Source organism: Streptosporangium sp. NPDC006930, from assembly GCF_040635605.1.
Taxonomy (GTDB): domain Bacteria; phylum Actinomycetota; class Actinomycetes; order Streptosporangiales; family Streptosporangiaceae; genus Streptosporangium.
Window position 1 is genome coordinate 124,370 of the sequence record NZ_JBEYID010000017.1, and the last position, 26,177, is coordinate 150,546.

25 protein-coding genes and 1 riboswitch are annotated in these 26,177 nt (G+C 71.2%); of the genes, 8 read left to right on the top strand and 17 right to left on the bottom strand.

The window, feature by feature from the left end:
* Window positions 1-33: 33 nt before the first annotated feature.
* The 8 genes from clpB to ABZ664_RS27400 form a co-directional block, all read right to left on the bottom strand.
* Entirely contained in the window at window positions 34-2,640 is a 2,607-nt protein-coding gene (clpB, locus tag ABZ664_RS27365; RefSeq protein WP_362515790.1) for an ATP-dependent chaperone ClpB, read from the bottom strand.
* On the bottom strand, window positions 2,631-3,107 hold the full coding sequence (locus ABZ664_RS27370) for a chaperone modulator CbpM (protein WP_362515792.1): 477 nt from the start codon (window positions 3,105-3,107) through the stop codon (window positions 2,631-2,633). The genes clpB and ABZ664_RS27370 overlap by 10 nt, the downstream gene beginning before the upstream one ends.
* The gene (locus tag ABZ664_RS27375) at window positions 3,107-4,060 is read right to left on the bottom strand and encodes a DnaJ C-terminal domain-containing protein (RefSeq protein WP_362515794.1); all 954 of its coding nucleotides are present in this window, start codon (window positions 4,058-4,060) and stop codon (window positions 3,107-3,109) included. Before ABZ664_RS27375 ends, ABZ664_RS27370 begins: the two co-directional genes overlap by 1 nt.
* Window positions 4,057-4,623, bottom strand: coding sequence for a nucleotide exchange factor GrpE (locus ABZ664_RS27380; RefSeq protein ID WP_362515797.1), 567 nt, complete (start codon window positions 4,621-4,623; stop codon window positions 4,057-4,059). The genes ABZ664_RS27375 and ABZ664_RS27380 overlap by 4 nt, the downstream gene beginning before the upstream one ends.
* The gene (gene dnaK, locus ABZ664_RS27385; protein ID WP_362515801.1) at window positions 4,616-6,538 is read right to left on the bottom strand and encodes a molecular chaperone DnaK; all 1,923 of its coding nucleotides are present in this window, start codon (window positions 6,536-6,538) and stop codon (window positions 4,616-4,618) included. Before dnaK ends, ABZ664_RS27380 begins: the two co-directional genes overlap by 8 nt.
* 216 nt (window positions 6,539-6,754) lie before the next feature.
* Window positions 6,755-7,237: a general stress protein gene (locus ABZ664_RS27390; RefSeq protein ID WP_350947163.1), complete on the bottom strand. Its 483-nt coding sequence runs from the start codon at window positions 7,235-7,237 to the stop codon at window positions 6,755-6,757.
* Between the two features lie 194 nt (window positions 7,238-7,431).
* Window positions 7,432-8,073 (bottom strand): response regulator transcription factor, encoded by a 642-nt coding sequence (locus ABZ664_RS27395; RefSeq protein WP_362515804.1) that lies wholly within the window; start codon window positions 8,071-8,073, stop codon window positions 7,432-7,434.
* A gap of 59 nt (window positions 8,074-8,132) precedes the next feature.
* A complete protein-coding gene (locus tag ABZ664_RS27400; protein WP_362515807.1) occupies window positions 8,133-9,266 on the bottom strand; it encodes a histidine kinase in 1,134 nt (377 codons plus the stop codon).
* A 157-nt stretch (window positions 9,267-9,423) separates the two neighbouring features.
* Here ABZ664_RS27400 and ABZ664_RS27405 point away from each other — a divergent pair, with 157 nt between their 5' ends.
* Together ABZ664_RS27405 and ABZ664_RS27410 are read left to right on the top strand one after the other, a co-directional pair.
* The gene (locus tag ABZ664_RS27405; RefSeq protein ID WP_362515809.1) at window positions 9,424-10,110 is read left to right on the top strand and encodes an ATP-binding cassette domain-containing protein; all 687 of its coding nucleotides are present in this window, start codon (window positions 9,424-9,426) and stop codon (window positions 10,108-10,110) included.
* The gene (locus tag ABZ664_RS27410; protein WP_362515813.1) at window positions 10,107-10,844 is read left to right on the top strand and encodes an ABC transporter permease; all 738 of its coding nucleotides are present in this window, start codon (window positions 10,107-10,109) and stop codon (window positions 10,842-10,844) included. The genes ABZ664_RS27405 and ABZ664_RS27410 overlap by 4 nt, the downstream gene beginning before the upstream one ends.
* 27 nt (window positions 10,845-10,871) lie before the next feature.
* Here ABZ664_RS27410 and menD read toward each other — a convergent pair whose 3' ends face one another.
* Together menD and menB are read right to left on the bottom strand one after the other, a co-directional pair.
* On the bottom strand, window positions 10,872-12,530 hold the full coding sequence (gene menD, locus ABZ664_RS27415) for a 2-succinyl-5-enolpyruvyl-6-hydroxy-3-cyclohexene-1-carboxylic-acid synthase (RefSeq protein WP_362515816.1): 1,659 nt from the start codon (window positions 12,528-12,530) through the stop codon (window positions 10,872-10,874).
* 175 nt (window positions 12,531-12,705) lie between these two features.
* Window positions 12,706-13,554 (bottom strand): 1,4-dihydroxy-2-naphthoyl-CoA synthase, encoded by an 849-nt coding sequence (gene menB, locus ABZ664_RS27420; protein WP_350947313.1) that lies wholly within the window; start codon window positions 13,552-13,554, stop codon window positions 12,706-12,708.
* A 116-nt stretch (window positions 13,555-13,670) separates the two neighbouring features.
* On the opposite strand from menB, the gene ABZ664_RS27425 reads away from it, so the two are divergent.
* The 3 genes from ABZ664_RS27425 (at window position 13,671) to ABZ664_RS27435 (ending at window position 16,901) form a co-directional block, all read left to right on the top strand.
* Window positions 13,671-14,864, top strand: a complete 1,194-nt coding sequence (locus tag ABZ664_RS27425) for an AMP-binding protein (protein ID WP_362515895.1) — start codon at window positions 13,671-13,673, stop codon at window positions 14,862-14,864.
* A 51-nt stretch (window positions 14,865-14,915) separates the two neighbouring features.
* Window positions 14,916-15,290, top strand: coding sequence for a hypothetical protein (locus tag ABZ664_RS27430; RefSeq protein ID WP_362515819.1), 375 nt, complete (start codon window positions 14,916-14,918; stop codon window positions 15,288-15,290).
* 195 nt (window positions 15,291-15,485) lie between these two features.
* A complete protein-coding gene (locus ABZ664_RS27435; RefSeq protein WP_362515822.1) occupies window positions 15,486-16,901 on the top strand; it encodes an RNA polymerase sigma factor in 1,416 nt (471 codons plus the stop codon).
* A gap of 191 nt (window positions 16,902-17,092) precedes the next feature.
* Here the strand turns inward: ABZ664_RS27435 and ABZ664_RS27440 are convergent, their stop codons facing one another.
* Together ABZ664_RS27440 and ABZ664_RS27445 are read right to left on the bottom strand one after the other, a co-directional pair.
* Entirely contained in the window at window positions 17,093-17,302 is a 210-nt protein-coding gene (locus ABZ664_RS27440; protein ID WP_362515824.1) for an MbtH family protein, read from the bottom strand.
* Between the two features lie 447 nt (window positions 17,303-17,749).
* Window positions 17,750-18,151, bottom strand: coding sequence for a hypothetical protein (locus ABZ664_RS27445; protein WP_350947155.1), 402 nt, complete (start codon window positions 18,149-18,151; stop codon window positions 17,750-17,752).
* A 196-nt stretch (window positions 18,152-18,347) separates the two neighbouring features.
* Between ABZ664_RS27445 and ABZ664_RS27450 the strand changes: the two genes are divergently transcribed.
* Window positions 18,348-18,950 (top strand): TetR/AcrR family transcriptional regulator C-terminal domain-containing protein, encoded by a 603-nt coding sequence (locus ABZ664_RS27450; RefSeq protein WP_362515827.1) that lies wholly within the window; start codon window positions 18,348-18,350, stop codon window positions 18,948-18,950.
* A 409-nt stretch (window positions 18,951-19,359) separates the two neighbouring features.
* Entirely contained in the window at window positions 19,360-19,551 is a 192-nt protein-coding gene (locus ABZ664_RS27455) for a DUF5999 family protein (RefSeq protein WP_307558872.1), read from the top strand.
* 7 nt (window positions 19,552-19,558) lie between these two features.
* Here the strand turns inward: ABZ664_RS27455 and ABZ664_RS27460 are convergent, their stop codons facing one another.
* Entirely contained in the window at window positions 19,559-20,191 is a 633-nt protein-coding gene (locus tag ABZ664_RS27460) for an alpha/beta family hydrolase (protein WP_362515898.1), read from the bottom strand.
* A 146-nt stretch (window positions 20,192-20,337) separates the two neighbouring features.
* On the opposite strand from ABZ664_RS27460, the gene ABZ664_RS27465 reads away from it, so the two are divergent.
* Window positions 20,338-20,688 (top strand): hypothetical protein, encoded by a 351-nt coding sequence (locus ABZ664_RS27465; RefSeq protein WP_362515829.1) that lies wholly within the window; start codon window positions 20,338-20,340, stop codon window positions 20,686-20,688.
* Between the two features lie 155 nt (window positions 20,689-20,843).
* Here the strand turns inward: ABZ664_RS27465 and ABZ664_RS27470 are convergent, their stop codons facing one another.
* From ABZ664_RS27470 to ABZ664_RS27485, 4 genes are all read right to left on the bottom strand, one after another.
* Window positions 20,844-21,626 carry a tetratricopeptide repeat protein gene (locus ABZ664_RS27470; RefSeq protein ID WP_362515831.1) on the bottom strand — a complete coding sequence of 261 codons (783 nt, stop codon included), beginning with the start codon at window positions 21,624-21,626 and terminating at the stop codon, window positions 20,844-20,846.
* A gap of 124 nt (window positions 21,627-21,750) precedes the next feature.
* Window positions 21,751-24,606 carry an aminomethyl-transferring glycine dehydrogenase gene (gcvP, locus tag ABZ664_RS27475; protein ID WP_362515834.1) on the bottom strand — a complete coding sequence of 952 codons (2,856 nt, stop codon included), beginning with the start codon at window positions 24,604-24,606 and terminating at the stop codon, window positions 21,751-21,753.
* Window positions 24,607-24,785: 179 nt separating this feature from the next.
* Window positions 24,786-24,878, bottom strand: a riboswitch (glycine riboswitch).
* A gap of 15 nt (window positions 24,879-24,893) precedes the next feature.
* Complete coding sequence (locus ABZ664_RS27480) at window positions 24,894-25,514, bottom strand: MerR family transcriptional regulator (protein ID WP_350947150.1); 621 nt, start codon at window positions 25,512-25,514, stop codon at window positions 24,894-24,896.
* 144 nt (window positions 25,515-25,658) lie between these two features.
* Window positions 25,659-26,129: a bifunctional nuclease family protein gene (locus ABZ664_RS27485; protein ID WP_326639501.1), complete on the bottom strand. Its 471-nt coding sequence runs from the start codon at window positions 26,127-26,129 to the stop codon at window positions 25,659-25,661.
* Window positions 26,130-26,177 lie beyond the last annotated feature (48 nt).

Below are 26,177 nucleotides of genomic sequence, written 5' to 3' on the forward strand. Positions count from 1 at the left end.
CATCGACCGCTCTGCTCGTCCGTGGTCGACGGCTCACTCGTAGGTGACGGCGAGCTCGTCGTCGGCGAGGTCCACCTGGACCACGGCTCCCTCGTCCGCCTCCCCCGACAGGAGTGCGCGGCCGATGCGCGTCTCGACCTCCCTGGCGATGAACCTGCGCAGCGGGCGGGCGCCGTACACGGGGTCGTAACCTCGCTCGGCGATGTGCCGCAGCGCCGCCTCGGTGACCTCCAGCCGGATCCCCCGCTGTTCGAGGCGGTCGCGCAGCTCGACGAACATCAGGCCGACGATGCGCTCGATCTCCTCCGGGGTGAGCGGCTTGAAGATCACGATGTCGTCGACGCGGTTGAGGAACTCGGGGCGGAAGTGGGAGCGCAGCTCGGCCATGACCCGCTGTCTCGCCTCGGGCTCGATCTCACCGGTCGAGGTGACGCCGTCGAGGAGGTACAGGGAGCCGAGGTTGGAGGTCATGATCAGGACGGTGTTGCGGAAGTCGACGGTCCTGCCCTGCGCGTCGGTGAGCCTGCCGTCGTCGAGCACCTGCAGCAGCGTGTTGAAGACATCGGCGTGCGCCTTCTCCACCTCGTCGAAGAGCACCACGGAGTAGGGCTTGCGCCGCACGGCCTCGGTCAGCTGGCCGCCCTCCTCGTACCCGACATAACCGGGGGGCGCGCCGACGAGACGACTGACCGTGTGCCGCTCCTGGTACTCGCTCATGTCGATGCGGATCATGTTGTCCTCGGTGTCGAAGAGCGCCTCCGCGAGCGCCTTGGCCAGCTCCGTCTTGCCGACGCCCGTGGGCCCCAGGAAGATGAACGACCCGATCGGGCGGCGCGGGTCCTTGATGCCGGAGCGTGCCCGGATCACGGCGTCGGCCACCAACCGCACCGCCTCGTCCTGGCCGATCACCCGCTCGTGCAGGATCTGGTCGAGCCGCAGGAGCTTCTCACGCTCGCCCTCGCGCAACCGGCTCACCGGGATGCCCGTCCACCGGGAGACGATCATCGAGATCTCCTCGTCGGTGACGACCTCGCGCAGCAGGCGCGACGTGCCCTGCTTGGAGTACAGCCGCTCCTCCTCGGCCTCGAGCCGCCGCAGCAGCTCGGGCAGCCTGCCGTGCCGCAGCTCCGCGGCGCGGTTGAGGTCGTAGTCGCGCTCGGCCCGCTCCGCCTCCGCGCGCACGTGCTCCAGCTCCTCGCGCAGGGCCTGGACGGCGCGCAGGGCGTGCCGCTCCGCCTCCCACTGCGCCCGCATCGCGTCGGCCTGGGCGCGCAGGTCGGCGAGTTCCCTGCGCAGTTCCTCCAGCCGGATCCCGCTCGCGGAGTCCTCCTCCTTCGCGAGCGCGGCCTCCTCGATCTCCAGGCGCATCACCCTGCGGGTGAGCTCGTCGAGCTCGGCGGGCATCGAGTCGATCTCCGTACGCAGCATCGCGCACGCCTCGTCCACCAGGTCGATGGCCTTGTCGGGCAGGAAGCGGTCGGAGATGTAGCGGTGGCTCAGCACGACGGCCGCCACCAGCGCGCTGTCCTGGATCTTCACGCCGTGGAAGATCTCCAGGCGCTCGCGCAGGCCGCGCAGGATGGACACGGCGTCCTCGACCGAGGGCTCGTCGACCATCACCGGCTGGAACCGGCGCTCCAGGGCCGCGTCCTTCTCGACGTGCTTGCGGTACTCGGCGAGGGTCGTCGCCCCGATCATGTGCAGCTCGCCGCGGGCCAGCATGGGTTTGAGCATGTTGCCCGCGTCCATCGCGCCCTCGGCGGCTCCCGCGCCCACCACGGTGTGCATCTCGTCGACGAAGAGCAGGATCCGTCCTTCCGCGGCCTTGACCTCGTTGAGCACCGCCTTGAGCCGCTCCTCGAACTCGCCCCGGTACTTTGCCCCGGCCACCAGCGAGCCCATGTCGAGGCTGAAGACCGTCTTGCCCTTGAGTCCCTCCGGCACGTCCCCGTGGCTGATCCGCAGGGCGAGGCCCTCCACGATGGCGGTCTTGCCCACGCCGGGGTCGCCGACGAGGACGGGGTTGTTCTTCGTCTTGCGCGACAGGATCTGGATGACGCGGCGGATCTCGGCGTCACGCCCGACGACCGGGTCGAGTTTGCCGGACATGGCGTCGGCCACCAGGTCGCGCCCGTACTTCTCCAGCGCCTCGTACGCCACCTCGGGCATCGCGGAGGTCACCCGCTGGTTGCCTCGGATCGCGGTGAGCGCCTTGAGGAAGCCGTCCCTGGTCAGTGCCTGCTCGTGCAACAACCGCCCCGAGGCGGTCGAGGCGCCCTCCTCCAGCAGGGCGATGAGCAGGTGCTCCACCGACACATACTCGTCCCTGAGCCGGTCGGCCTCCCGCTTGGCCGTCTCCAGCAGGCGGGAGAGCCGCTGCGTCACGTAGACCTGGCCGGGTGAGGCGCCGGGACCGCTCACCTTGGGGCGGCGGTCCAGCCCCGCCTCCAACTCGGTCCTGAGCCGGTCGGTGTCGACGTTCGCGTACGAGAGCAGGCGCGGGATCAGCCCGTCCGGCTGGTCGAGCAGCGCCAGCAGCAGGTGCTCGCCGTCCACCTCGGTGTGCCCGAAACGCAGGGTTTTGGTCTGCGCGTCGTGCAGCGCCTCCTGTGACTTCTGCGTCAGCTGGTTCATGTCCACGGCGGGCCTCCGGTGGGTCGGGAGCGACCGCGCTGGGCGGCCTCGAGTTCTGCGATACGGTCCAGCAGGTCCAGTACGAGGCCGAGCGCCGCGTAGTTGATCGAGAATCCGGCACGCAGCCGCCGGATGCGCGCCATGGTGAGCAGTTGGGGAGGCGGGAACCACAGGTTCCCCTCGGCGTCGGTCCAGGGGTCGAGCAAACCCAGCGCGACGAGGCGCCGCAGCAGATCGGGGTGGGTCCCCGTCTGGCCGGCGAACGTCTCCAGATCCAGGCGCGCGGGCCTGGTCAGCTGGTAGGTCCTCCCCGCCTCCCGCGGGGCCTCCTGCGGGGCCTCCCGCCGGGTCTCTCGCGGGTGGGAGACCGCGTCCGGGTCCGACGAGCGTCCGGCGCGATCCGCCCGCTCCCGCGGCTGGGTGGGGCGCGGCCCCGGTCGGCGCGGTCTGCGTTCAGAAAACGGGTCGCTCATCACCGTCTCCTCGGGTCGAACGTGGAAACCGAGGAGAGCTGCTCGAACAACCGCCGCTCCTCCTCGGACAGCCGTTCCGGGACCATGATCCGCACCTCGGCGTACAGGTCACCCGGCTTGTCGCGACGGCTGGGCATCCCCCTGCCGCGCAGCCGCAGCCGCCTGCCGCTGGACGTGCCCGGCGGCACCTTGACCTTGGTCTCGCCCCCGGGGGTGTCGACCGCGACGGAGGCTCCGAGCGCCGCCTCCCACGGGGTGATCGGGAGCAGGACGTGGACGTCGCGCCCCTCGGCCCGGTAACGGGGGTGCGGGGCGATCCTGACGATCAGGTAGAGGTCGCCCGCGGGCGCCCCTTCACCGCCCTTGCCGCCCTGACCGGCCAGCCTGACGCGCTGGCCGTCGGTGACGCCCGGCGGGATGTCGACCCGCAGCCCGCGCGAGCCGACGGTGATGGAGCGGGGCCCACCCCGGTAGGCGTCCTCGAAGGACAGGACGATCTCGGCCTCCTGGTCGGCACCGGGAATCGGTCCCCAGCTCGCGCCGGAGCGGCCCCTCCTGCCGCCGGAGAACAGCCCTTCGAAGAGATCGTCGAGGTCGACGCCCTCCTCGAAGCCGCCGAGGCCACCGAAGCCGCCACCACCACGGGGACCCGCGCCGGCCCGACCCGCGCCCGCCCCGCGCCTCCCGGCGCGCGCCCACGTCTCGGGGTCGACGTCCTCGGGCACCTGGCGGAAATCCGGCCCGAACGCGTCGTAGCGGCGCCGGGTCGCGGGGTCGGACAGCACGCTGTAGGCCTCGGAGACCTCCTTGAAGCGGTCCTCGGCGGAGGGATCCTTGTTGACGTCGGGATGGTTGGCCCGCGCCAGCTTGCGGTAGGCGCGCTGGATGTCCTCCTGGCTCGCCCCTCTCCGCACACCGAGGATCTCGTAGAAGTCCCGGTCGGGGGGCATCATGCCCCCTTGGCCACCACGACCAGCGCGGGCCGCAGCTGCTGTTCGCCATCCCCGTAGCCCGGCCGTACCACCCGTACGACCGTGCCGTCGGGCACGCCCTCCTGCGAGAGCACGCCCACCGCCTCGTGCCTGGCCGGATCGAACACGGCCCCGGTATCGTCACGACGCGCGTAACCGAGGCCGGAGAGCACCTCCTGCGCCTGGTCGCGGATCGCCCGCAACCCCTCGGCTACGGAGACGGGGTCGGTCTCGGCGTGCTCCAGCGCACGGTCCAGGTTGTCCAGTACGGGCAGCCACTCCCCCGCGGCCCGGGCCCGCTCCTCCGAGCGTGTCCGCGCGGCGTCCCTGCTGACGCGCTTGCGCAGGTTGTCGAGGTCGGCGAGGGCACGCCGCCACCTGTCCTGGAGATCGGTCACCAGTGCCTGGAGTTCCACGACGCGCTCCTGGAGTTCGTCCGGGGTCTCCGGGGCCTCCGGGGCCTCCGCGTGCTCCTCCCGGACCTCCGGCCCTCGGTCCGGTGTCTCCTCCTGGCCATCGCGCCGTGTCTCAGGTGTCTCACTCATCGGTCGTGAACTCCGCGTCGATGACGTCGTCGTCCCTGCCGCCCTGGGAGCCGGGCGTTCCCGCGGCCCCCGGACCGCCCGCGGCCCCGCCGGTCCCCGGGGCTCCGTCGCCCGAGGCGCCGGCGCCCGCCGCGGCGAGGCCGTGGTAGGCCTGCTGGAGCTCGGAGGTGAGCGAGCGGACCCGGTCGAGCGGGGCCTCCTGCTTGATCGCGTCGCGGGCGTCGTTCACCAGCATCTCTCCGCGCGCCTTCTCGTGGACGGGCACCGAGCCGCCCAGCTCCGCCAGGCGGCGCTCCACCTGGTAGGCGGCACTGTCGAGCTCGTTGCGCGCGTCCACCACCTGCCGCATCCGCTGGTCCTCCTCGCGGTGCCGCTCGGAGTCGGCGACCATCCGCTCGACCTCGCTCTTGTCCAGGTTCGAGCTCTCGCTGATCGTGATGCGCTGCTCGGCGCCGGTGTCCTTGTCCTTGGCCGAGACGTTCAGGATGCCGTTGGCGTCGATGTCGAAGGTCACGTCGACCTGCGGCACACCGCGCGGTGCGGACCGGATGTTCTCCAGCCGGAACCGGCCGAGGGGGCGGTTGTCGGCGGCGCGCTCACGCTCGCCCTGCAGGATGACGACGTCCACGGCGGTCTGGTTGTCCTCTGCGGTGCTGAACGTCTCGGAACGGCGGGCCGGGATGGTCGTGTTGCGCTCGATGACCTTCGTCATCACCCCGCCGAGCGTCTCGATGCCGAGGGAGAGGGGGGTCACGTCGAGCAGGACGACGTCCTTCAGTTCGCCCTTGATGACGGCGGCCTGGACCGCGGCGCCCAGCGCCACGACCTCGTCCGGGTTGACCGTCATGTTCGGTTCCTTGCCGCCGGTCATGCGGCGTACCAGGTTCTGCACGGCGGGCATCCTGGTCGACCCGCCCACCAGGATCACCTCGTCGATGTCGTCGGCGGTGAGCTTGGCGTCGGCCATCGCCTGCTGGACGGGCCCCTTGCACCGTTCGAGCAGGTCGGCGGTGATCTCCTCGAAGGTCGAACGCCTGAGCGTGGTGTTCAGGTGCTTGGGGCCGGAGGCGTCCGCGGTGATGAAGGGCAGGCTGACCTGCGTCTGGCTGACCGCCGACAGTTCGACCTTGGCCTTCTCGGCGGCCTCGAACAGCCGCTGCAGGGCCTGCGGGTCCTGGCGCAGGTCGATGCCGTTGTCCCGCTGGAACTCGTCTGCGAGGTAGTCGACGATGCGCCGGTCGAAGTCGTCGCCGCCCAGGTGGGTGTCGCCGGCGGTCGACCGCACCTCCACGACGCCGTCCCCGATGGCGAGGATGCTGACGTCGAAGGTTCCACCGCCCAGGTCGAAGACGAGCACGGTCTCGCTCTCCTTGCGGTCGAGCCCGTAGGCGAGGGCCGCCGCGGTCGGCTCGTTGATGATCCGCAGAACTTCCAGGCCGGCGATCTTTCCCGCGTCCTTGGTCGCCTGGCGCTGGGAGTCGTTGAAGTAGGCGGGCACGGTGATGACCGCCTCGGTGACCTTCTCCCCCAGGAACTTCGAGGCGTCGTCCACGAGCTTGCGCAGGACGGCCGCGGCGATCTCCTCGGGGGCGTACGACTTCTCGTGGATCTTGAAGCGGACGGCCCCCTCCGGGCCGGAGACGACGTCGAACGAGACGGCGTTCAGCTCGCTGGAGACCTCCTCGTGGCGGCGGCCGATGAAGCGCTTGGCCGAGTAGATCGTCCCCTTGGGGTTCAGGATCGCCTGGCGGCGGGCCAGTTGCCCTACCAGGCGTTCACCGTTGTCGGTGAACGCCACGACCGACGGCGTCGTCCGGGCACCCTCGGAGTTGGGAATCACCGTGGGCTTGTCGCCCTCCATGGTGGCGATCACCGAGTTGGTGGTGCCCAGGTCGATTCCGACTGCTTTAGCCATGCTGCCCTCCTATGCGCTACGGCACCGGCGCCCGCCGGACGGCGTCGTCGGTGCCCACACGACATCCCGGCGCCCCCTGGCCCGGTGGTTCCGCGCCTCCGACAGACCCGCCCGGTGGATCGGCCCGGCCGGGTGAGCGGACACGGGACGGCGGCGCGAGCGATACCGCCCGCGCCGCCGTCAGTGCGGGCTCAGGACCGGGGTGGCTCCGGCCGGTCAGATCTGCTGATGCATCTGCTGGGATGTACCGACGTTGAGCAGCCTGCGCGCCTCGGCGGCGTGCGCGGCCGCCGCCAGCACCTCGTAGCGGTCGGCGACGATCGCGCTCGACGACAGGAAGTCGCGTTTGCCCCCGGTGAGCGCGTGACCGACCAATCCGAAGATCACTCCGGCGATGGCACCCCAGATCAGGCCCCACAGCACCAGGATGAAGGGGAAGCGCCCGGGAGTGAAGATCGCGAAGAACAGGCCGATCAGCAGTCCGAACCAGGCTCCGGTCGCCGCGCCCATCCCCGCGGCGCGAAGATAGGTCAGCCGCCCGAGCACCCGCTCGATGAGCCGGAGACCGACTCCGACGATCATCGTGTGCTCCACCGGGAACTTCTGGTCCGACAGCTGGTCCACGGCACGCTGGGCCTCGGCGTAGTCGCCGAAACTCGCCACCGTCTCGTAGCCGGTCAAATTGACGTCAGGTCGCATGGCACTTCCCTTCGACGGGCACCCGCGAGGTGAATCCGTACTCGACTCACCCTGACCCCGCGGCGGCGTCCCCACATCCCCAGACCTGACAGTCATCGCCGTCGCCGTCACCCCCGGCGCGGGTTCCCTTGGCCGTCGGGTCGCCGCCGGGGAGCACTCCCGGCGCGTCCTCACCGTCGGCCGGGAAGCCGCTGTCAGTCGGGGGCCAGGCCATGCCGGAAGGCGTACGTCACCGCCTGGGCCCGGTCGCGCAGTCCAGCCTTGGCGAAGAGGTTGTTGATGTGCGTCTTGACCGTCGCCTCGGAGATGAACAGCTCCCGGGCGATCTCCGCGTTGGAGTGACCCGCCGCTATCAGCCGCAGCACCTCGCTCTCGCGGCGGGTCAGGCCGTCCGGCGGGTCAGGCGCGCGGCGGCTCCCGGCCACCGCCTCGGCGAGCCGCCGCTGGACACCGGGGTCGAACTGGGCCTCGCCCTCGACCACGGTGGCGATGGCCGAGGCGAGGGACTCGGCGTCGGCGTCCTTGGTCAGGTAGCCCCGCGCCCCCGCGGCCAGCGCGGCGAAGACCGACTCGTCGTCGGAGTACGTCGTCAGGACCACCACCTGGATCTCCGGGTGGGCGGCCCTGATCCTGCGGGTCGCCTCCACCCCGCCCATCCGGGGCATCCGCAGGTCCATCAGGACCACGTCGGGCCTGAGGGAGCCGGCGAGCCCGACCGCCTCCCGTCCGTCGGCCGCCGCCCCCACCACCTCGATGCCGGGCAGCAGCCCCAGGAGCAGCACCAGCCCCTCGCGCACCACCGTCTGGTCGTCGACCACCAGTACCCGCACGGTCACCCTGCCTCCCTGCCCGTCGAACGCCCGTCAAGCCCCTCGAACGCGCCCGCGTGCGCCGATCACGCTCCCGGCGTGGTCGTACCGTACGGCACCCGCAGGAGGACCTCGAAGCCCTCCTCACCCGAGCGCACGGCGAGCGAACCGCCGATCAGCTCGGCCCGCTCACGCATGCCCACCAGCCCGTATCCGCCTCCCGACGGTGCCGTCGGGCCCGGCGGGCCGCCCGTGTCGCGTATCTCCAGCTCGCACCAGCGGCCGACGCGGCGCAACGCCACCGACGCCGCGGCGCCCGGCGCGTGCTTGCGCACGTTCGTCAGGGCCTCCTGCGCGGTCCTGGCCACCGCCAGCCGCGCCCCCGCCTCCAGGCCGTCGAGGTTCCCCGCGACCGAGACCGCGCAGGACGAGCCGGTCACGGAACGGAACTCCACCGCCAGCCGCTCCAGCCGCTCGGCCAGCGGGAGCTCCTCCCCTCGCAACGCGTCGAGCGCCCTGCGGGTCTCCTCAAGCCCGGCGCGCGCCAGCCGCACGGCGCGGTTCACCCGGTCGAGGGCCGCCGTCGTGTCCTCTCCCCGCTCTAGCCCTCGCTCGAGCAGCAGCCGCGCGCCCTCCAGATGGACGATCTGCGCCGACTGCGAGTGCGCCAGGATGTCGTGGACCTCCCTCGCCAGCCGGGCCCGCTCGGCCAGTACCGCCTCGCCCGCCCGCGCCTCGGCGAGCGCGGCGGCGTGATCCCTGGTCGCCTTCACGTGCCGCATCAGGAAGGTGAAGACGGCGACGTAGGTGAGGCCGAAGGTGTTGCCCAGCACCTCCGCGACCGGCAGCCCGAGCAGGAAGGACACGGCCGTCGTGGCGGCGACATCCGCCGTGACCAGGAACGCCGCCGGCCAGAGGCGGGTTTTGAACGGCGCGGTGAAGATCACGATGTACATGAACCCCATGCCGCTGTAGGGGCTGATCCCGTGCAGGGCGAGTCCTCCGGCCAGGGTCGCGGCGAGCAGCAGGGCGTCTCGACGCGGCTTCCGGCCAAGCAGCACCCACAGGCAGCAGCCGACGGTGGCGGCGCCGATCGGGATCACTCCGAGCAGGCCGGGCCAGCCCGTCTCGACCGCGCCGATCACCGGGCCGGAGAGCATGTAGCCCACCAGCACGACGGCGAGGAACCGGCGCACCGAGGGGCGGCGGAGGAACGTCACGCCCACAAGCTATCCACGCCCCCCTGCGGCGGGCCATGGGCCTCGGGGTGGAGATCGCCTCCACCCCCGACCGCCCCGATCTCCTCCCGGGTGGACATCGTGAGATCCATCCCCGGGACCGTGCGTCCCCACCCGCCCGGGGGCCATCGTCGAGATCATGTCAGCAATCAGCGTCACCCACCTCGGCAAGTCGTTCGGCGAGGTACGGGCCGTCGACGACCTGTCGTTCACGGTGGAACGGGGAACACTCACGGCCTTCGTCGGCCCCAACGGGGCGGGCAAGACCACCACCCTGCGCATGATCCTCGGCCTGGTCACGCCCACCGAGGGCAGCGCGACCATCGGCGGCGAGCCCTACCGCGACCTGAAGCGCCCCGTCTCCACGGTCGGCGCGGTGCTGGAGGCCGCGGCCTTCCACCCGGCGTTGAGCGCCCGCACGCACCTGGAGGCTCTCCGTCTCGCCGCGGGCCTGGATCCCGGACGCGTGGAGCAGGTGCTGGAGCAGGTCGATCTCACCGCCTCGGCCGACCGCAGGGTGCGGGGCTTCTCCCTGGGCATGCGTCAGCGGCTCGCCCTCGCCTCCGCCCTCCTGGGGGACCCGGAGATCCTCGTTCTCGACGAGCCCGCCAACGGCCTGGACCCGGCGGGCATGCGCTGGCTGCGGGGCTTCCTGCGGGCCTACACCCACCAGGGGCGCACGGTCCTGGTCTCCACCCACGTGCTCGCCGAGATCCGGCAGATCGCCGACCACGTGATCATCGTCAGGGCGGGGCGTCTGGCCTGGCAGGGCCCGCTCGCCCCGGAGACCGACCTGGAAGAGCTCTACATGGAGGTGACCTCGTGAACGGCCTGATCCGCGCCGAGTTGCTCAAGGCACGCGCGAGCCGCACCACCTGGATCCTGGCCGCCCTCGCGCCCCCACTGTGCGTGGCCTGGGCGGGGCTGATGGTCTTCCTGATGGGCCTGGAAGGCGGGATGCCACTCGACGCGCAGATCGAGAACGTCTACAGCATGGCCCAGCAGGCCTATGTCGTCACCCTGCTGCTCGGCGTACTCGGCATGGCCGGGGAGAACCGCCACCAGACGATCACCTGGCAGTTCCTGGTCGACCCGGGGCGGAGCCGGGTGGTGACGGCCAAGCTGGCCGCGTACGGGATCGTCGGCCTGCTGATCGCCACGGTCTCGGCGCTGGTCACTCTGGTGGCGGGCCTGGTCACCCTCGGTCTGGCCGGCTACCCCGCCTGGAGTCCCGGCGTGCCCGCGGTCCTGCTCGGCTCGGCGCTCGGGGTCGCCCTGTACGGCCTGCTCGGGGTGGGGCTGGGTGCCCTGATCCGCAACCAGGTCGCGGCGGTGACGGTGGCGCTGCTGTGGTTCATGTACGCCGACTACCTGCTCGTCAGTTTCCTGCCGGAGCTGGGCAGATGGCTGCCGACCGGGGCCGCCAGGGCCCTGAGCGGCATGCCCCTGCGTACCGGTGAGCTGCTGCCCGCCTGGGCCGGTGGGATGCTGTTCGCGGGCTACGTCGCGGTGATCGTGCTCGCCGCCCGCGCGCTGACCCTGCGTCGCGACATCACGTGATCTCGCCACACCGCGGCACGGACCCCGTCACGCCATGGTGTCGCGGACGGCGGCGTGGGCCGCGTCGCGCATCATGGAGTGCAGCACCGCGTTGGACTCCCGGTCCGTCCGCACCTCGATCATGCGCACCCCCTCACCGCGCAGCGCCTTGACCAGCTGGCCCGGCTCGTCCACGAAGGTGTACGGCGTGCCGGTGGCGGCGGCCACGTAGCCCAGGTCCACCCCGTGCGAGGTGCCGAAGACCCGCTCGAAGGGATCGCGCAGCGCGGCCTGGGGAAGGAGCGAGAAGATCCCGCCTCCGTCGTTGTTCACCACGACCAGGCAGAGATCCGGACGGGGCTCGCGGGAGCCGAGGACCAGCCCGTTCTGGTCGTGCAGGAAGGTCAGATCGCCCATCAGGGCGTAGGAGGGGCCGTTGTGGGCGAGGGCGGCGCCCATCGCGGACGACACCACACCGTCGATCCCCGCCGCCCCCCGGTTGGCCATGACCCGCAGACCTCGCCGGGCACGCATCGCCTGGTCGAGGTCGCGGATCGGCATGGAGGAGCCGGAGAACAGCAGCGATCCGTTGGGCAGCGCCTCCGCCAGGTCGCGGGCCAGGCGCGGCTCGCTGAGCCCCGTACCGTCCAGCACCTCGTCGATCGCGGTCCTCGCCGCCGTCTCGGCACGGCGCCAGGAGTGCAGCCACGCGTCGTCGCCCGCGGTGACCGGGATCTCCACCACCTGGGCGACCTGGGTGGCCGAGCGGGTCGGGTCGGGCCAGCGGGTCATGTCGGCGGCGACCACGATGTGCTCGTCCGCGTGCCTCAGCCAGTTCAGCAGCGGCCGGGACAGGCCGGGACGGCCCAGGGTGACCACGACGTCGGGACGGTGCCGGTCGGCGAACTCCGGGGTGCCGAGGAGGAAGTGGTAGGTCGACATCGCGTGGTCGCCGTAGCGGGCGCCGCCGTTGGGCTCCGACAGGACCGGCCATCCGGCCATACCCGCCGCCGCCACGTATCTGCGCGTGTTGGTCGCGCCGTCTCCGACGACCAGCACACCCCTCCTGGTCGGCGGCAGGTGCAGGGCCACCGGCGGGGAGGCCACCCTGGCGCGGATCCACGGCCCTTCGCTGTCACCCTCCAGGGACTCGCACCAGGACGGGTCGCCGTCCGGGACCAGCGGCTCGCGGAAGGACACGTTGAGGTGAACAGGACCCGGGTCGTACGGGCCCAGCGCGCGCTGGTAGGCGCGGCAGGCCGTCGACCGCCAGTAGGCGACCTGGCCCAGGCGGTCCTCGGGCACGCCGATCTCGCCGAACCAGCGGACGGCCGTGCCGTACAGCTTGATCTGGTCGACGGTCTGGCTGGCACCGGTGTCGCGCAGCTCTGGCGGGCGGTCGGCGGTGAGCACCAGCAGCGGCACCCCCGACTCGTGCGCCTCGATGACGGCGGGGTGGAAGTTGGCCGCCGCGGTGCCGGAGGTGCAGATCAGGACGACCGGGCGGCCGCTGCGGCGGGCGAGGCCCACCGCCAGGTAGGAGGCCGAGCGCTCGTCCACCCGCACGTGCAGCCGGATACGGCTGTCGGCGTGCACGGCCAGGGCGAGCGGCGCCGACCGCGATCCGGGGGCGAGCACCACGTCCGTGAGACCGCAGCGGGCGAGCTCGTCGACCAGCACCGTCGCGAGCGCGGTCGCGGGATTCACCGCACCGCCTCCTTAACTCCGCACCCGGGGGGGTGAGTCCGTCCTGAGGCGCGCGAAGGCGACCTCGTCCATGCGGGGCGGCGCGCCTCGGGACCGAACCCCTTCGGATCCTCGCAGCCCCCGGGGCGGCGGGGAAACCTGTCCTCGCCACCCCGGCCGTGAACTTCCGCAGCCCCTAGGGACGGCGCGGGAACTTACCGAAGTCGGGGGCGCGCTTCTCCTTGAACGCGTCGCGGCCCTCCTGCGCCTCCTCGCTCATGTAGTAGAGCAGGGTGGCGTCACCGGCGAACTGCTGCATCCCCGCGGCGCCGTCGGTCACCGCGTTCAGCGCGCCCTTGAGCATGCGCAGCGCGAGCGGCGACTTCTCCAGCATCTCCCTCGCCCACTTGACCGTCTCCGTCTCAAGCTCGGCGAGCGGCACGACCGCGTTGACCAGGCCCCAGTCGAGGGCGGTCTGCGCGTCGTACTGGCGGCAGAGGTACCAGATCTCACGGGCCCGCTTCAGGCCGACGGTCTCGGCCAGCAGCCAGGAGCCGTAGCCTCCGTCGAAGGAGCCGACCTTGGGGCCGGTCTGGCCGAAGACCGCGTTGTCGGCGGCGATGGACAGGTCGCAGCACACGTGCAGCACGTGGCCGCCGCCGATGGCGTAACCGGCGATCATCGCGATGACCGGCTTGGGACAGCGGCGGATCTGGACCTGCAGATCGAGCACGTTGAGCCGGCCGACGTGCGGGGTGGACTTGTCGACGTAGCCGTCATCGCCGCGGATCTTCTGGTCACCGCCGGAGCAGAAGGCCCTGTCACCTGCGCCGGTGAAGATGATCACGCCGACCTCGGCGTCCTCCTGGGCGACGTTGAAGGCGTCCTTGAGCTCGAAGAGCGTCGTCGGGCGGAACGCGTTGTGGCGCTCCGGGCGGTTGATCGTGATCTTGGCGATGCCCTCGCCGGTCTCGTAGACGATGTCCTCGTACTGGCCGGACCTCTTCCAGTCGACCGCGCCGTCGCGCTCGGACGCCTTCTCCACCGCCCGCTCGTCCACGCCCGGCTCGACCCGCTCCGTGCCCACGATGGCTTCACCCTCTCCGCTGCGCCGGTACCCCCGGCCGTTGTCCGGCTTCCGGCACTAACCTTACGACCGTGATGACCACCCCTGCGCACGAGGCGTGGCTTTCCGTAGAACGGGAATTGCACGCCGTGGTATCTCCGGCGACCTCGGAGTTGTTCCGGGCCGTCGGCGCGGCGCTGGACGGCAGCGGTCCGGCCGTGCTGCCCCTCTCCCCCACCCTGCCCGCCCCCGCACTGCGGGCGACGCTCGACGCGTTGCGCCCGACCCATGTGAACGGAGTGCGCCGCGAGGGCGGCGTCGGCGTGCCCGCCGGGGTCGCGATGGTCATCGCCACCAGCGGCTCGACCGGCGTCCCGAAGGGCGCCCAACTGTCCGCCGAGGCGCTGCTCGCCTCCGCGTCGGCCTCGTTGCGGCGCCTGGACGCCGCCACGGGCGAACGCTGGCTGTGCTGTCTGCCTCCCTCCCATGTCTCCGGCCTGCAGGTCCTGGTGAGGTCGCTGCTGGGCGGGACCGAGCCGATCGTGCACGACGGGTTCTCCCCCGAGGCCGTGCTCTCCAGCGGCGCGGACCACGTCTCGCTGGTGCCGACCCAGCTGCGCCGGCTGCTCCAGGTGGATTCGACGCGTCTCCAGCGTCTGTCGACGGTCAAGACCATCCTGCTCGGCGGCGCCGCCGCTCCCCCCGGCCTGCTCGCCGCGGCCCGCGCGGCCGGCGCCAGGGTGGTCACCACGTACGGCATGAGCGAGACCTGCGGCGGGTGCGTCTACGACGGCGAGCCCCTCGACGGAGTGGGGATCGCCGTCGGCGACGACGGCCGGATCCGCCTGAGCGGGCCCGTGCTGTTCTCCGGCTACCGGCTCCGCCCCGACCTCACCGAGGCGGCCCGCGACGGCGACTGGTTCCTCACCTCGGACCTGGGCGCCCTGGAGGGAGGGCGGCTGCGCGTGCTGGGGCGGGCCGACGACGTCGTCAACACCGGGGGCGAGAAGGTGGTCGCCGCGGCGGTGGCCGCCGTACTGGCCGAGCATCCCGCGATCGTCGACGTCGCCGTGGTCGGCCGTCCCGACCCCGAGTGGGGCGAACGGGTGGTGGCCGTCGTCGTCTCGCCCTCCCCGCCGTCCCTGGCCGAGCTGCGCGCCTTCGTCAAGGAGCGGATGCCCGCCTACGCGGCCCCCGCCGACCTGACCGTTGTGACCGAAATACCACTTCTGGCCAATGGCAAGCCGGATCTCGCGGCTCTCCGTTATGGTCGTGATCGGGAACCGTGAAGGCGCTCCCGAACGTCCAATGAGGTAGCCGAAGCAGGAAGGACAAGCCCGATGAACGTCACCCGGAAGACATGGGTCTCGGCTGGAATCGTGAGCCTGGTCCTCGCCGGCGGCATTTCCGTCACGGCGGCCGCCGCGTCGGGCGGGATCGGGAGAGCGGAGAAACCATCGGACGAGCCGGTGCCCGCCGTGTCCCCGAACGATCCGGGAGCACCCTCGTACGAGCCGTCACCGACCGCGTCCGCTCCTCCCGCCGAGGACTACGTGGTCTCCAGGGAGGTCAACCCCGACCCGGAGAAGGTCTTCGGTTACTGGAACGAGGACCGGCTGGAGCAGGCGGAGCCCTTCCCGATGCCCATGGTCGACGGCCCGCTCGAAGGCTCCTCGGGGCCGGCGAAGGAGGGCCCCGTGGAAGTGATCGAATAGGCCCTCTCGGGCGCCCGTTCGCGGGTGGATCGCTGACACAGCGGTCCACCCATCATATTTTCCGAGTCAAGTCGGGAACAGAATGTTCTTGACTGGGGTTATTGGTACTGGTGCGCCGAGCGGCCCCCAGACCGCCCCACCCCAAGACCAGCAGACCGTAAATTCAGACGACTCCGTGATGGAGGAGGTGTCCTCATGCCCCCAGCCGCCGTGGCGCCCTCATCTGAGGCCCCGACGACTCTCGACCAGCTCCTTGACCGAGGACGAGTCCAGGGTCACCTTTCACTCGCGGAGCTGCGTCACGCCTTCGCCGAGGCGGGCGTCAGCCCCACCGAGGGCAGGTCGATTCTGCGCGAACTCACCGAGGCGGGCGTCAGCCTGGCGGCCGAGAACGATCCTGCACTCTCGACATCCGCCGCCAAGAGCACCCGTAAGGTCTCCACACGCAAGACGAAGGCCGCTTCCGCGAGGAGGACCTCGGCGAAGACCGAGCCCGTGACCGGCGCCCCTGACGCGACCAAGGCCCCGGTGGAGGAGCCCTCCGGGGACCTCAAGACCACCAGGAGGACCAAGGCCGTGAAGGCCGCCGGGACCACCGCCAAGGACGCCAAGGCCACGGCTGCGGAGCCCGACGAGTGGAACCCCGCGGAGGAGCCCGAGGTGGAGGTCGAGCCCACCCTCGACCTCGACGACCAGTCCTCCGTCATGGGCGACTCGGTGCACACCTACCTGAAGTCGATCGGCCGTCGCACCCTGCTCACCGCCGCACAGGAGGTCGAGCTGGCCAAGCGCATCGAGGCCGGCCTGTACGCCGAGTCCAAGCTGGAGGCCGACCCGGGCCTGTCCGCGGTCGCGCGTGACGACCTGGAGTGGATCGCCGAGGACGGCCGCCGGGCCAAGGACCACATGCTGGAGGCCAACCTCCGCCTGGTCGTCTCCGTGGCGAAGAAGTACACCGACCGGGGCATGGCCCTGCTCGACGTGGTCCAGGAGGGCAACCTCGGTCTGATCCGCGCGGTGGAGAAGTTCGACTACACCAAGGGCTACAAGTTCTCCACCTACGCCATGTGGTGGATCCGCCAGGCCATCCAGCGCGGCTTCGCGGACTCGGCCCGCACGATCAGGCTGCCGGTGCACGTGCTGGAGATGCTCTCCAAGCTGTCGCGCGTCGAGCGTGACATGCACCAGCGCCTGGGTCGCGAGCCCACGCCGGAGGAGCTGGGCATCGAGCTCGACAAGAGCCCCGACCAGATCGAGGAGCTGCTGCGCACCAGCCGCCAGCCGATCAGCCTCAACGCCACCATCGGCGAGGACGGCGAGACCACCATCGGCGACCTCATCGAGGACGTCGACTCGCCCGAGGCCTCGGAGGTCGTCGACCGCCAGCTGCTCGGCGAGCAGCTGCGCGGTGTGCTGGGCAACCTCTCGCCCAGGGAGGCCAAGATCATGGCCCTGCGTTTCGGCCTCGTCGACGGCAAGCCCCACACCCTCGACGAGATCGGTAAGCACCTCGGCCTGACGCGCGAGCGCATCCGCCAGCTGGAGAAGGAGTCGCTCTCCAAGCTCCGCCACCCCAGCAACACCCGCCCGCTGCTCGACTGGGCCAGCTGACCCGGGCCGCCCGTTTCGAAGGGCGCCACCGCGAGACCTCCCGTCCGCGGTGGTGCCCTTCCGCGTTTCCGGCCCCGCCCCAAGGGGATCCCAACGGGATCGGCGCGATCGCCGGGCGTCCCTCCCGGAAGGCCGGATACGGGGGACCGAGGTGACGATCACCCGTATCCGGCCTCGAAGGCCGGAAAAGCTCAGCCGCCCATCTGGGCGACGAGGCTCCTTGGGCGCATGTCGGTCCAGGAGCTCTCGACGTAGGCGAGGCAACCGGCGCGGGAGTCCTCACCGTGGGCGATCTCCCAGCCCGCGGGGACGTCGGCGAACGCGGGCCACAACGAGTGCTGCCCCTCCGCGTTCACCAGTACCAGGAAGGACGCGCCGTCGTCGTCGAAGGGGTTGGTCATCGGTTACCTCCAGCAGGAATGGGCCAGGATCGGTGGATTCGCCCGGCACCGGGAGTGACGGCCGGCACGGAGCCCGCGTACGGGCGTCTGCGCACGGTTTTCCCGCCGACGCGCCCGGAGGCCGCCGAGCACCGATCTCCCGTCGCGTTCGCGGAGTCCTCCAGGCAGGGATGAGGCAGATGAAAACACCGGAAAATCGCGTGACCGCGTACATCTCAGTGAAATACCTGGTCACAGCATGAGGAGAGCGGTCGGGGGCCGTTGGAATGGCGAGACTTATTAGGTAAGCCTATCCTAAAATCCACCTCATCGACGGCGATGTCAAGCGTCTGGGAGAGGCGGCGTTCCGGCCCCGGCGGGCCGGGACCGCGAAGGGCTCCTTCCCGCGGCCGAAGATCGCGGGAAGGAGCCCTCTCGAACGGGAGCCCTAGGTGCCCGAGGTGAAGGTCAGCGGGCGGAGGCGGCGACCGGGCGGGGAACCCGGGGAATGCCGGTCAGCCGGTTCTGCTCGCGAAGGGTGCGCAGGCGGTTGACCTCTGCGGTCCACTCGGCACCCCGGGGGGTCGCCCTGCCCTTGCGGCGGCGGATCCGGTCGTCGTACGCCTTGACCCCGAACGTCGCGCGCTGGTTGGCCTCGGCCGCGCGCAGGGCCTCGGTGAGAGCCCTGTCGAACGCCAGCCCGGCGGCTCGCAACTCCTGCACGGGGGCCGCGGCGGCCTGCGCCCGGCGCACCTCGGCCTCGGCCTCACGCGCCTTCTCAAGGAGCTCGGGAAAGCTCTTCCCGACCTCCTGGTCAGCGTGGTGACGAACCTCCGCCTCCCGGCTCACGCTCGGTCGGAAAAACGCCATCTTCTTCCCTCTCTCACCGGTCGCCGGGCCTCCTCCGGCAGATCACCGCTCGTAGCCTACGCGCTCAGCCCTCACCCCACACACTCAGGGACCCGACCTCTCCCGAGCGGCCCCCGCCTCGCCGTGCGACGGAGGTCCGTCCTGTTCGGCGCGCCGCCCTTTACGCAGTAAGGCAGGCGGTGGCAGGATGCCACCCATGCCCGCCAAGCGACCACCCGTCCCGCTCTCCAGGGAGCGCATCATCGACGCCGCCCTTCACATCGCCGACGGCCAAGGGCTCCGGCGTCTGACGATGCGACGGCTGGGCGACGCGCTCCAGGTGGAGGCGATGGCCATCTACCACCACCTGCCGCGTGGCAAGGACGCCCTCATGGACGCGCTGGCCGAGCACGTCACCACCGTCCACGCCGAGCCGGGCGAGAGCTGGCAGGAGAGCGCGAGGGCCTGGTGCCGGGCGAGCAGGGCCGCGCTGAGGGAGCATCCCGGGGTACTGGCCCTCGCCCTGACCAAGCCACCGAGAGGCAGGGCGGCGATCGCGATCAGGGAGCAGACCGAGCAGCTGGCCGAGGCGGGCCTGGCCGACCCGGCGGGGGCGGTACGTGCCCTGCGGGCCTACGTCTTCGGCGCGGTGGCGGTGGAGGTGCAGCAGTCGGGCTGGGCCGAGCCCTCGGGCGACGAGGACGAGCCCTGGCGCCCTCCGTCGAGGGGAGGCGGCAGCCCGGCGGCGGACACCGACTTCGAGCACGGGCTGGACGCGCTCCTGGCCGGCCTGGGCACGCGGGAGGGCAGGAGCCGGTAAGGGGCGAGCCAGGGACGCGAAGGCCGACGTCGGGGCACGTCAGCAACTTGTAACCGATCGTTTACCCGCCAGGCGGCGTGTCGGACTTGGTTGAATGTGCTCATATGAGGCATGCTGTGTTATAGGTCACATCCCCCGATAAAGCCCTGACGGACTGGCCCTCTAGCAGTCCCAAACAGTCCTAACGGGCTATGTCGCCGAGGTGCGATCGATCGCACACTTGATCTACTTGATGTGCGGCCCTCGTTCTGTTAGGGGCCGCATGGCCATATGTCAACATGCAGATGCTCGTCCCCGTCATACGTGGGAACGGAGACCCATCGGTGACGGTGCCGCCGGATGTCCGATGCCCACCCCCGTGCCCGGTGTGACACGGGCGAGCCGACACGAGAGATCCGGAGGCACGCCGATGTGCCCGCACGAGCCGTCCTGTCCGTCCGCCGACGCGCTGGACCGCGAAGCCGCCCGCACCATGGCGGCCCACCCCGAGCAGGGCTGGAGCCTGCTCTGCAACGGTGTTGTGCTGTTCGAGGACACCGGCGAGCTCCTCCCCGACGGTGCCGTCATCGAGCCGCACCGGCCACTGGCCGGCGTCGTCTAAAGACCCGTCACCCCCGACCGGTCACGCCGAGCGGGTCCACCGAGCCCGGCCGCATCCTCGTGTCGAGCCACTCGGCGACCACCTCGCCCACCCTGGTGGGACTCCTCCCGAGGTCGTGACCCTCTCCCGGCAGCACCACCAGGCGCGCGGCGTCCGCCGCCTCGGGCACGCCGAACGGGTCACGGTCTCCGCTCACCACCAGCACGTCCACACCCGCCGCACGCAGCTCCCCCGCGCGTGACCGCTCCGGCTTCCTCGGCGGGTGCAGGGGGAACGCCAGCGCGACGACCGCGTGGGCACCGACCCGCTCGGCCGTACGGCACGCGACCCTCGCCCCGTTGCTCCGCCCGCCCTGCGCCAGCGGCAGCCCCGGATAGCGCCCGCGCAACCCCGCCACCAGCCTCTCCCACGCCTCGTCCTGCTTGACCGCCGACCCCGGCGCCCGGGCCCCGCGCACGCGGAACGGCTGTAGCACCCGCGCGACCGTCCCGCCGATCGCCGTCACGGCGTCCCGCACGGCCAGCAGGTCGGGGGCGTCCACTCCCCCGGCCGAGCCGTGGGTGAGCACCAGCAGGAAGCGCGGGGCGGCCACCTCGTCGATCTCCACGAGGGCCGGGCCGTGCGGGGTCACGATCTCCAGGGGCCCGGCCGTGCCCACCGCAAGCCGGGATCCCGGAGTGGTCTGCGGGGCGGACGTCTGCGCGAGGGGGGTGGACTCGAAGGTGGACACGAATCTCGTCCTAACGACTGATGCCCGGCGGCCGGGGGCGAGGGAACAATCGAAGCGTGCAGGACTACCAAGATATCCGCCAGGACATGCGCGCCACCATCGAGGCCCGACGCGACCTCGGCCCGGAGTACGAGGCCGCGCTCGTCGACTCGTTCGTGTCACGTCTCGACGCGACCATCGCCCACCGGGTGCGCGCCGAGTTGCACGCCTCCGGGGCGCCGACGGCCAAACCGCGCAAGAACACGAACTCCTCGATCCCGATCGCCCTCGGTTCGATGGGCATCGGGATCCCGCTCACCGCCATCGCCGCGCAGAACGCCGGCACCGCCGGACTACTGCTCGCCTGGGGCGGAATCGTCGCGATCAACTTCGCCCACGCCCTGAGCCGCTGGCGGGAGCGCGACTGAGGGTGAGGGGGCCGCGGGGACGGAGAGGCGCCTCCCCGCGGATCCGCCTCCGGGGCACCCGCCGCTCCCGGACAGCGTCCGGCCGAGCCTCATCGGCCCGACGTCCGCCCCCGGAGCGACCGCCGCTCCCTCACGGTCCCCGAGGTCGCCGGACCTCAGAGATCCCGGTCGAGGCGCAGGCGGACCTCACCGGCGAGGTCCTCGTCGGCGCTGTCCAGACCGTAGCGCCACACCCGCTCGGCGTCCTCGTCGCGCCCCCTGAGCGGAAGGGTGCGCGCCAGGAGCTCGATGGCCAGCGCACCGGTCTCCACGTCTCCGCCCTCCTCGATCGCACCGGAGAACTCGGCGCAGGCCATCTCCAGATGAGCGATGCCGAGCATCACCCGCAGCCTCGGCACCTCGGCCGCCTCCGGCACCGAGAGCGCCTCCAGGAGCACCTGCGCGGCCTCGGTCGGCTCGCCCTCCTCGAGGAACACCTCCGCCAGCCGCTGAGCGGCCCGAGGAGCGATCTCCGGGTCACGGGTGGCGAGCGCCTCGCGAAGCGACCGCTCGGCCTCCTCCTCACCCGTGGCGAGCCGCGCGAGGGCCATGTGCGCCAGCGGGACGTAGGCGGGGTGGCCGACACCCAGCGCGGCCTGCCAGGCGGCGCGGGCCTGCTCCGCCAGGTCCTCCCTCTCGAAGCTCCCCGCGAGCAGGCAGGCGGCCTGGGCGGCGAACTCCGGGTGCCCGGTCGCCAGCGCGGTGCGCGCGGCCGCGCGGGAGCCCTGCACGTCTCCGCTCTCCTCCAGCACCACCGCGAGCCCCACCGCCGCCTGGGCCCTGTCGGGGTCGTCGGGATCGGCGACCAGCTCAGCGAAGATCGTGGCGGCGCCGTCGAGATCGCCCGACTCGGCCAGTCTTCGCGCGGTGTCCAAGGGACGGGTGTCCACCTCAGGCATCATGATCCTTCCGGATACGGAGACGCCCCGAGCCTAACGACTCGGGGCCTCGTCCGTCCCCCCGCATTCCCGGCGGATATCACGGTTCGCGCGGGTTTCCCGGCTCTCGCCGAGGTCGGCGGGATCAGTCCTCGTACGCCTCCAGGGGAGGGCAGGAGCAGACCAGGTTACGGTCGCCGTAGGCCTGGTCGATGCGGCGGACCGGCGACCAGTACTTGCCCTCGCGCACCGACGGCAGCGGGTAGGCCGCCTCGGTGCGGCTGTAGGGGTGGGCCCACTCGTCGACGACGAGGCTGTCGGCCGTGTGCGGGGCGTTGCGCAGCGGGTTGTCGGTCCTGTCGTACGCGCCGGAGGCGACCTTCGCGATCTCCTCGCGGATCGAGATCATCGCCTCGCAGAACCGGTCGAGTTCGGCCAGGTCCTCGCTCTCGGTCGGCTCGATCATCAGCGTTCCCGCCACGGGGAAGGACATGGTCGGGGCGTGGAAGCCGTAGTCGATGAGGCGCTTGGCCACGTCGTCGACCGTCACCCCGGTCTCCTTGGTGATCTGGCGCAGGTCGACGATGCACTCGTGGGCGACGAGACCGCCGCGGCCGGTGTAGAGAACCGGGTAGTGGGGGCTGAGCCTGCGGGCCAGGTAGTTGGCCGACAGGATGGCCTGCTCGGTCGCCGCCTTCAGGCCGTCGGCGCCCATCATCCGGATGTAGGCCCAGGAGATGGGCAGGATGCCCGCCGAGCCGTACGGCGCGGCCGAGACCGGGCCGACCGCCGTACCCTCACGCAGCGGATGGCCGGGCAGATAGTCGGCCAGGTGGGCGCGGACCGCGACCGGGCCGACGCCGGGGCCGCCGCCGCCGTGCGGGATGCAGAAGGTCTTGTGCAGGTTGAGGTGGGAGACGTCCGCCCCGAACTCCCCCGGCCTGGCCAGGCCGACCAGCGCGTTGAGGTTGGCGCCGTCGACGTAGACCTGCCCGCCGGCCTCGTGCACCAGCTCGCAGATCCGGACGATCGTCTCCTCGTACACGCCGTGCGTGGACGGGTAGGTCACCATGATCGCGGCGAGTTGCCCGCGGTGCTTGTCGATCTTCGCGACGAGGTCGCCGAGGTCGACGTTGCCCTTGTCGTCGCAGGCGACCACGGCCACGCGCATGCCCGCCATGACGGCGCTCGCGGCGTTGGTGCCGTGCGCGGACGAGGGGATCAGGCAGACGTCGCGGCCCGACTCTCCGCGCGCGGTGTGGTAGGCGCGGATCGCCAGCAGCCCTGCGAACTCCCCTTGCGAGCCGGCGTTCGGCTGAAGCGACACGGCGTCGTAGCCGGTGACCTCGGCGAGCCAGCGCTCCAGCTCCCCGATCAGCTCGATGTAGCCCGCGGCCTGGTCCTCGGGCGCGTACGGGTGCAGCCCGGCGAACTCCGGCCAGGTGATCGGCTCCATCTCGGTGGTCGCGTTGAGCTTCATGGTGCAGGAGCCCAGCGGGATCATCGACCGGTCGAGCGCGATGTCCTTGTCCTGGAGCCTTCGCAGGTAGCGCAGCATGGCCGTCTCGGAACGGTGGCTGTGGAAGACCGGGTGGGTCAGGTAGTCGCTGACCCGCGCCAGCGCGGCGGGCAGCGCGTCGTGGGCGGCGGCGTCGAGGTCGGCCAGCACGGCGCCGCTGATCTCGAAGGCGGCCAGGACCTGCTCCAGGTGGAGCGGCTCGGTCCTCTCGTCGCAGGTGACGCCCACGTGGTCGGCGTCGACCAGGCGCAGGTTGACGCCGTTCTCGCGGGCCGTGGCGACGATCTCCTCGGCGCGGCCGGGCACCCTGGCGAGCACGGTGTCGAAGAAGGTGTCGTGCACGACCTCGACACCGCCCTGGCGCAGGCCCTCGGCGAGCACGACGGCGTACCTGTGGGTGCGCCGGCCGATTCTGCGCAGGCCCTCGGGGCCGTGGTAGACGGCGTACATGCCGGCGATCACGGCGAGCAGCACCTGCGCGGTGCAGATGTTGCTGGTGGCCTTCTCGCGGCGGATGTGCTGCTCGCGGGTCTGGAGGGCGAGCCGGTACGCGGGACGCTTGTCGGCGTCCTGGGAGACCCCCACCAGGCGGCCGGGCAACTGGCGCTGGAGACCGTCGCGGACCGCCATGTAGGCGGCGTGGGGGCCGCCGAAGCCGAGGGGGACGCCGAAGCGTTGCGAGGATCCGACGGCGATGTCGGCGCCGAGCTCGCCGGGCGCGGCCAGGAGGGTGAGGGCGAGCAGGTCGGCGGCGGCGACCACCTGGGCGCCGCGCGCGTGGGCGGCGTCGGCGATGGCGCGGAAGTCGCGGACCCTGCCGCTGGCGCCGGGATACTGCACGAGTACCCCGAAACACTCGGGAAGCTCGGCGGTGAAGTCGCTCTCGACCAGCTCGATGCCGAGCGGCTCGGCGCGGGTGCGCAGCACCGCCTTGGTCTGCGGCAGCGCGTCGGCGTCGACCACGAACACCTTCGAGGGGCCGCGGCCGGCGCGGCGGGCCAGGGTCATCGCCTCGGCGGCGGCGGTGGCCTCGTCGAGCAGGGAGGCCCCGGCGACGTCGAGGGCGGTCAGGTCGGAGACGACGGTCTGGAAGTTGATCAGGGCCTCCAGACGGCCCTGGGAGATCTCCGGCTGGTAGGGCGTGTACGCGGTGTACCAGCCGGGGTTCTCCAGGAGGTTGCGGCGGATGACGCCCGGAGTGATCGTGTCGTGGTAGCCCAGGCCGATCATCGAGGTGAGCACGGTGTTGCGCCCGGCGAGGACTCGCAGCTCCGCGAGGGCCTCGGACTCCCCTGCCGCCGGGGGCAGGCTCAGCCGTCCCGCGGAGCGGATCGCCTCGGGCACGGCCACCGCGACCAGGTCGGCTACCGAGGCGAATCCGACCGCCTCCAGCATGCGGGTCTGGCCGGCGTCGTCCGGCCCTATGTGGCGGGTGGAGAACGGCAGGGAGCCGAGTTCGCTGAGCGATGACAGGTCGGTCATTGTGAAGCCTCCCGGGACGGGGTGGAGACCGGCGCTGGGCGCGGGCGTATGCCTGGTCTCCCCCTCTGTCATCACGACCGTCTCACGCGTCGTGACCTGAGAGCTTCACCTACCCGTGGCGGGAGGCTTGCACCGTCGGTGAGGCGCACCTGGCCGGCGCGCCTGCTTTCCAGAGTTGCCTCGTCCGTGCGGTACCGGGTGCCTGAGAGATTCTGGGGAGGTTGCTCCTTCGGCGCCCCGCTCACTGTCGGGGTCTCTCCCGCACAGGGTCAGCAGCGAGTCCGAGTTTACCCGGTTCGTCGTGCTCTGCGACGGCGGGCCAGCTCATCGGCCTGATGATCGCCTAAAGGGCCCTCGCTCGACTCCGCACGTTCGCCGGGCAGATCCGCGAGGGAGCCCTCCACCTCCTGCCACACCCGTCCCAGTGCTATGCCGAAGACTCCCTGGCCGCCCTGGAGGAGGTCGATCACCTCGTCGGGCGAGGTGCACTCGTAGACGCTCACCCCGTCGCTCATCAGGGTGATCCCGGCCAGGTCGTTGACGCCCCGGTCGCGCAGGTGCTGCACGGCGATGCGGATCTGCTGGAGGGAGACTCCGGTGTCGAGGAGCCGTTTGACGACCTTGAGGACCAGGATGTCGCGAAAGCCGTAAAGGCGTTGGGAGCCGGATCCGTGGGCGGCTCTCACAGTGGGCTCGACGAGGCCGGTGCGCGCCCAGTAGTCGAGTTGCCGGTAGGTGATACCGGCCGCGGAACAGGCCGTCGGGCCCCTGTAGCCGATGTCGGCGGGCACCTTCACCGGTTGCCCGTCGAACAGCAGACCCTCTTCACCCGCGCGCTGACGTGCCGACTGGCGTCGTTTCGGGTCATCCTGATCGGCGTTTCTACCCTCGCCGCTGCTGACCGCCACGCGGACCTCCGGCTTTCTCTCATCCCACGGCCTGATCTGGGGGTTTACGCACGGCCGCAGGGTTCACATGCACCGTAGGACTGGGGCCAAGTCCAGTCAACGACCTCACTCGGCGCGTCGTGAAGCGTAAATGCACCGAAATTCCTACCCCGCGCGGCCGAAGTCCTCGGGCGTGATCGTGTCAAGGAACTCCCTGAACTTCTCCACCTCGTCCTCCTGGTCGTCGGGGATGATCACCCCCGCCTCCCGGACCACATCCTCACTCGCGAAGATACGTGCACCGGTGCGAAGTGCCAAGGCGATCGAGTCCGAGGGACGCGCGCTCACCTCCACCCCGTTGGAGAACACGAGATCGGCGAAGAAGATGCCGTCGCGCAGGGCGACGATGTTGACCGTGCTCAGCCGGACTCCGAGCCCTTCGAGCACGTCACGGAACAGGTCATGAGTGAGCGGCCGGGGTGGTGGCTCCTCGGCCTGGGCCATGGCGATCGCCGTGGCTTCTGTCATGCCGATCCAGATAGGTAGGTAACGCTCCCCATGTGTCTCTTTCAACAAGACGATCGGCTGGTTGGAGGGCATTTCAACTCGAACGCCCACGACCTCCATCTGCAACACGGGCTGCTCCGTCTTCGCTGGATTCCGACCGGTTTGTTCAACGTAACA

What these genes read in the sequence shown, in the direction of transcription:
- ABZ664_RS27370 (WP_362515792.1), bottom strand. Translation starts at nt 3,107, where the DNA reads ATGAGCGACCCGTTTTCTGAACGCAGACCGCGCCGACCGGGGCCGCGC.
- dnaK (WP_362515801.1), bottom strand. Translation starts at nt 6,538, where the DNA reads ATGGCTAAAGCAGTCGGAATCGACCTGGGCACCACCAACTCGGTGATC.
- ABZ664_RS27445 (WP_350947155.1), bottom strand. Translation starts at nt 18,151, where the DNA reads ATGGCGTTTTTCCGACCGAGCGTGAGCCGGGAGGCGGAGGTTCGTCAC.
- gcvP (WP_362515834.1), bottom strand. Translation starts at nt 24,606, where the DNA reads ATGACCGACCTGTCATCGCTCAGCGAACTCGGCTCCCTGCCGTTCTCC.
- ABZ664_RS27450 (WP_362515827.1), top strand. Translation starts at nt 18,348, where the DNA reads ATGCCCGCCAAGCGACCACCCGTCCCGCTCTCCAGGGAGCGCATCATC.
- ABZ664_RS27405 (WP_362515809.1), top strand. Translation starts at nt 9,424, where the DNA reads ATGTCAGCAATCAGCGTCACCCACCTCGGCAAGTCGTTCGGCGAGGTA.
- ABZ664_RS27390 (WP_350947163.1), bottom strand. Translation starts at nt 7,237, where the DNA reads ATGCGACCTGACGTCAATTTGACCGGCTACGAGACGGTGGCGAGTTTC.
- ABZ664_RS27375 (WP_362515794.1), bottom strand. Translation starts at nt 4,060, where the DNA reads ATGATGCCCCCCGACCGGGACTTCTACGAGATCCTCGGTGTGCGGAGA.
- ABZ664_RS27425 (WP_362515895.1), top strand. Translation starts at nt 13,671, where the DNA reads ATGACCACCCCTGCGCACGAGGCGTGGCTTTCCGTAGAACGGGAATTG.
- ABZ664_RS27380 (WP_362515797.1), bottom strand. Translation starts at nt 4,623, where the DNA reads ATGAGTGAGACACCTGAGACACGGCGCGATGGCCAGGAGGAGACACCG.
- ABZ664_RS27455 (WP_307558872.1), top strand. Translation starts at nt 19,360, where the DNA reads ATGTGCCCGCACGAGCCGTCCTGTCCGTCCGCCGACGCGCTGGACCGC.
- ABZ664_RS27435 (WP_362515822.1), top strand. Translation starts at nt 15,486, where the DNA reads ATGCCCCCAGCCGCCGTGGCGCCCTCATCTGAGGCCCCGACGACTCTC.
- ABZ664_RS27430 (WP_362515819.1), top strand. Translation starts at nt 14,916, where the DNA reads ATGAACGTCACCCGGAAGACATGGGTCTCGGCTGGAATCGTGAGCCTG.
- ABZ664_RS27470 (WP_362515831.1), bottom strand. Translation starts at nt 21,626, where the DNA reads ATGCCTGAGGTGGACACCCGTCCCTTGGACACCGCGCGAAGACTGGCC.
- ABZ664_RS27440 (WP_362515824.1), bottom strand. Translation starts at nt 17,302, where the DNA reads ATGACCAACCCCTTCGACGACGACGGCGCGTCCTTCCTGGTACTGGTG.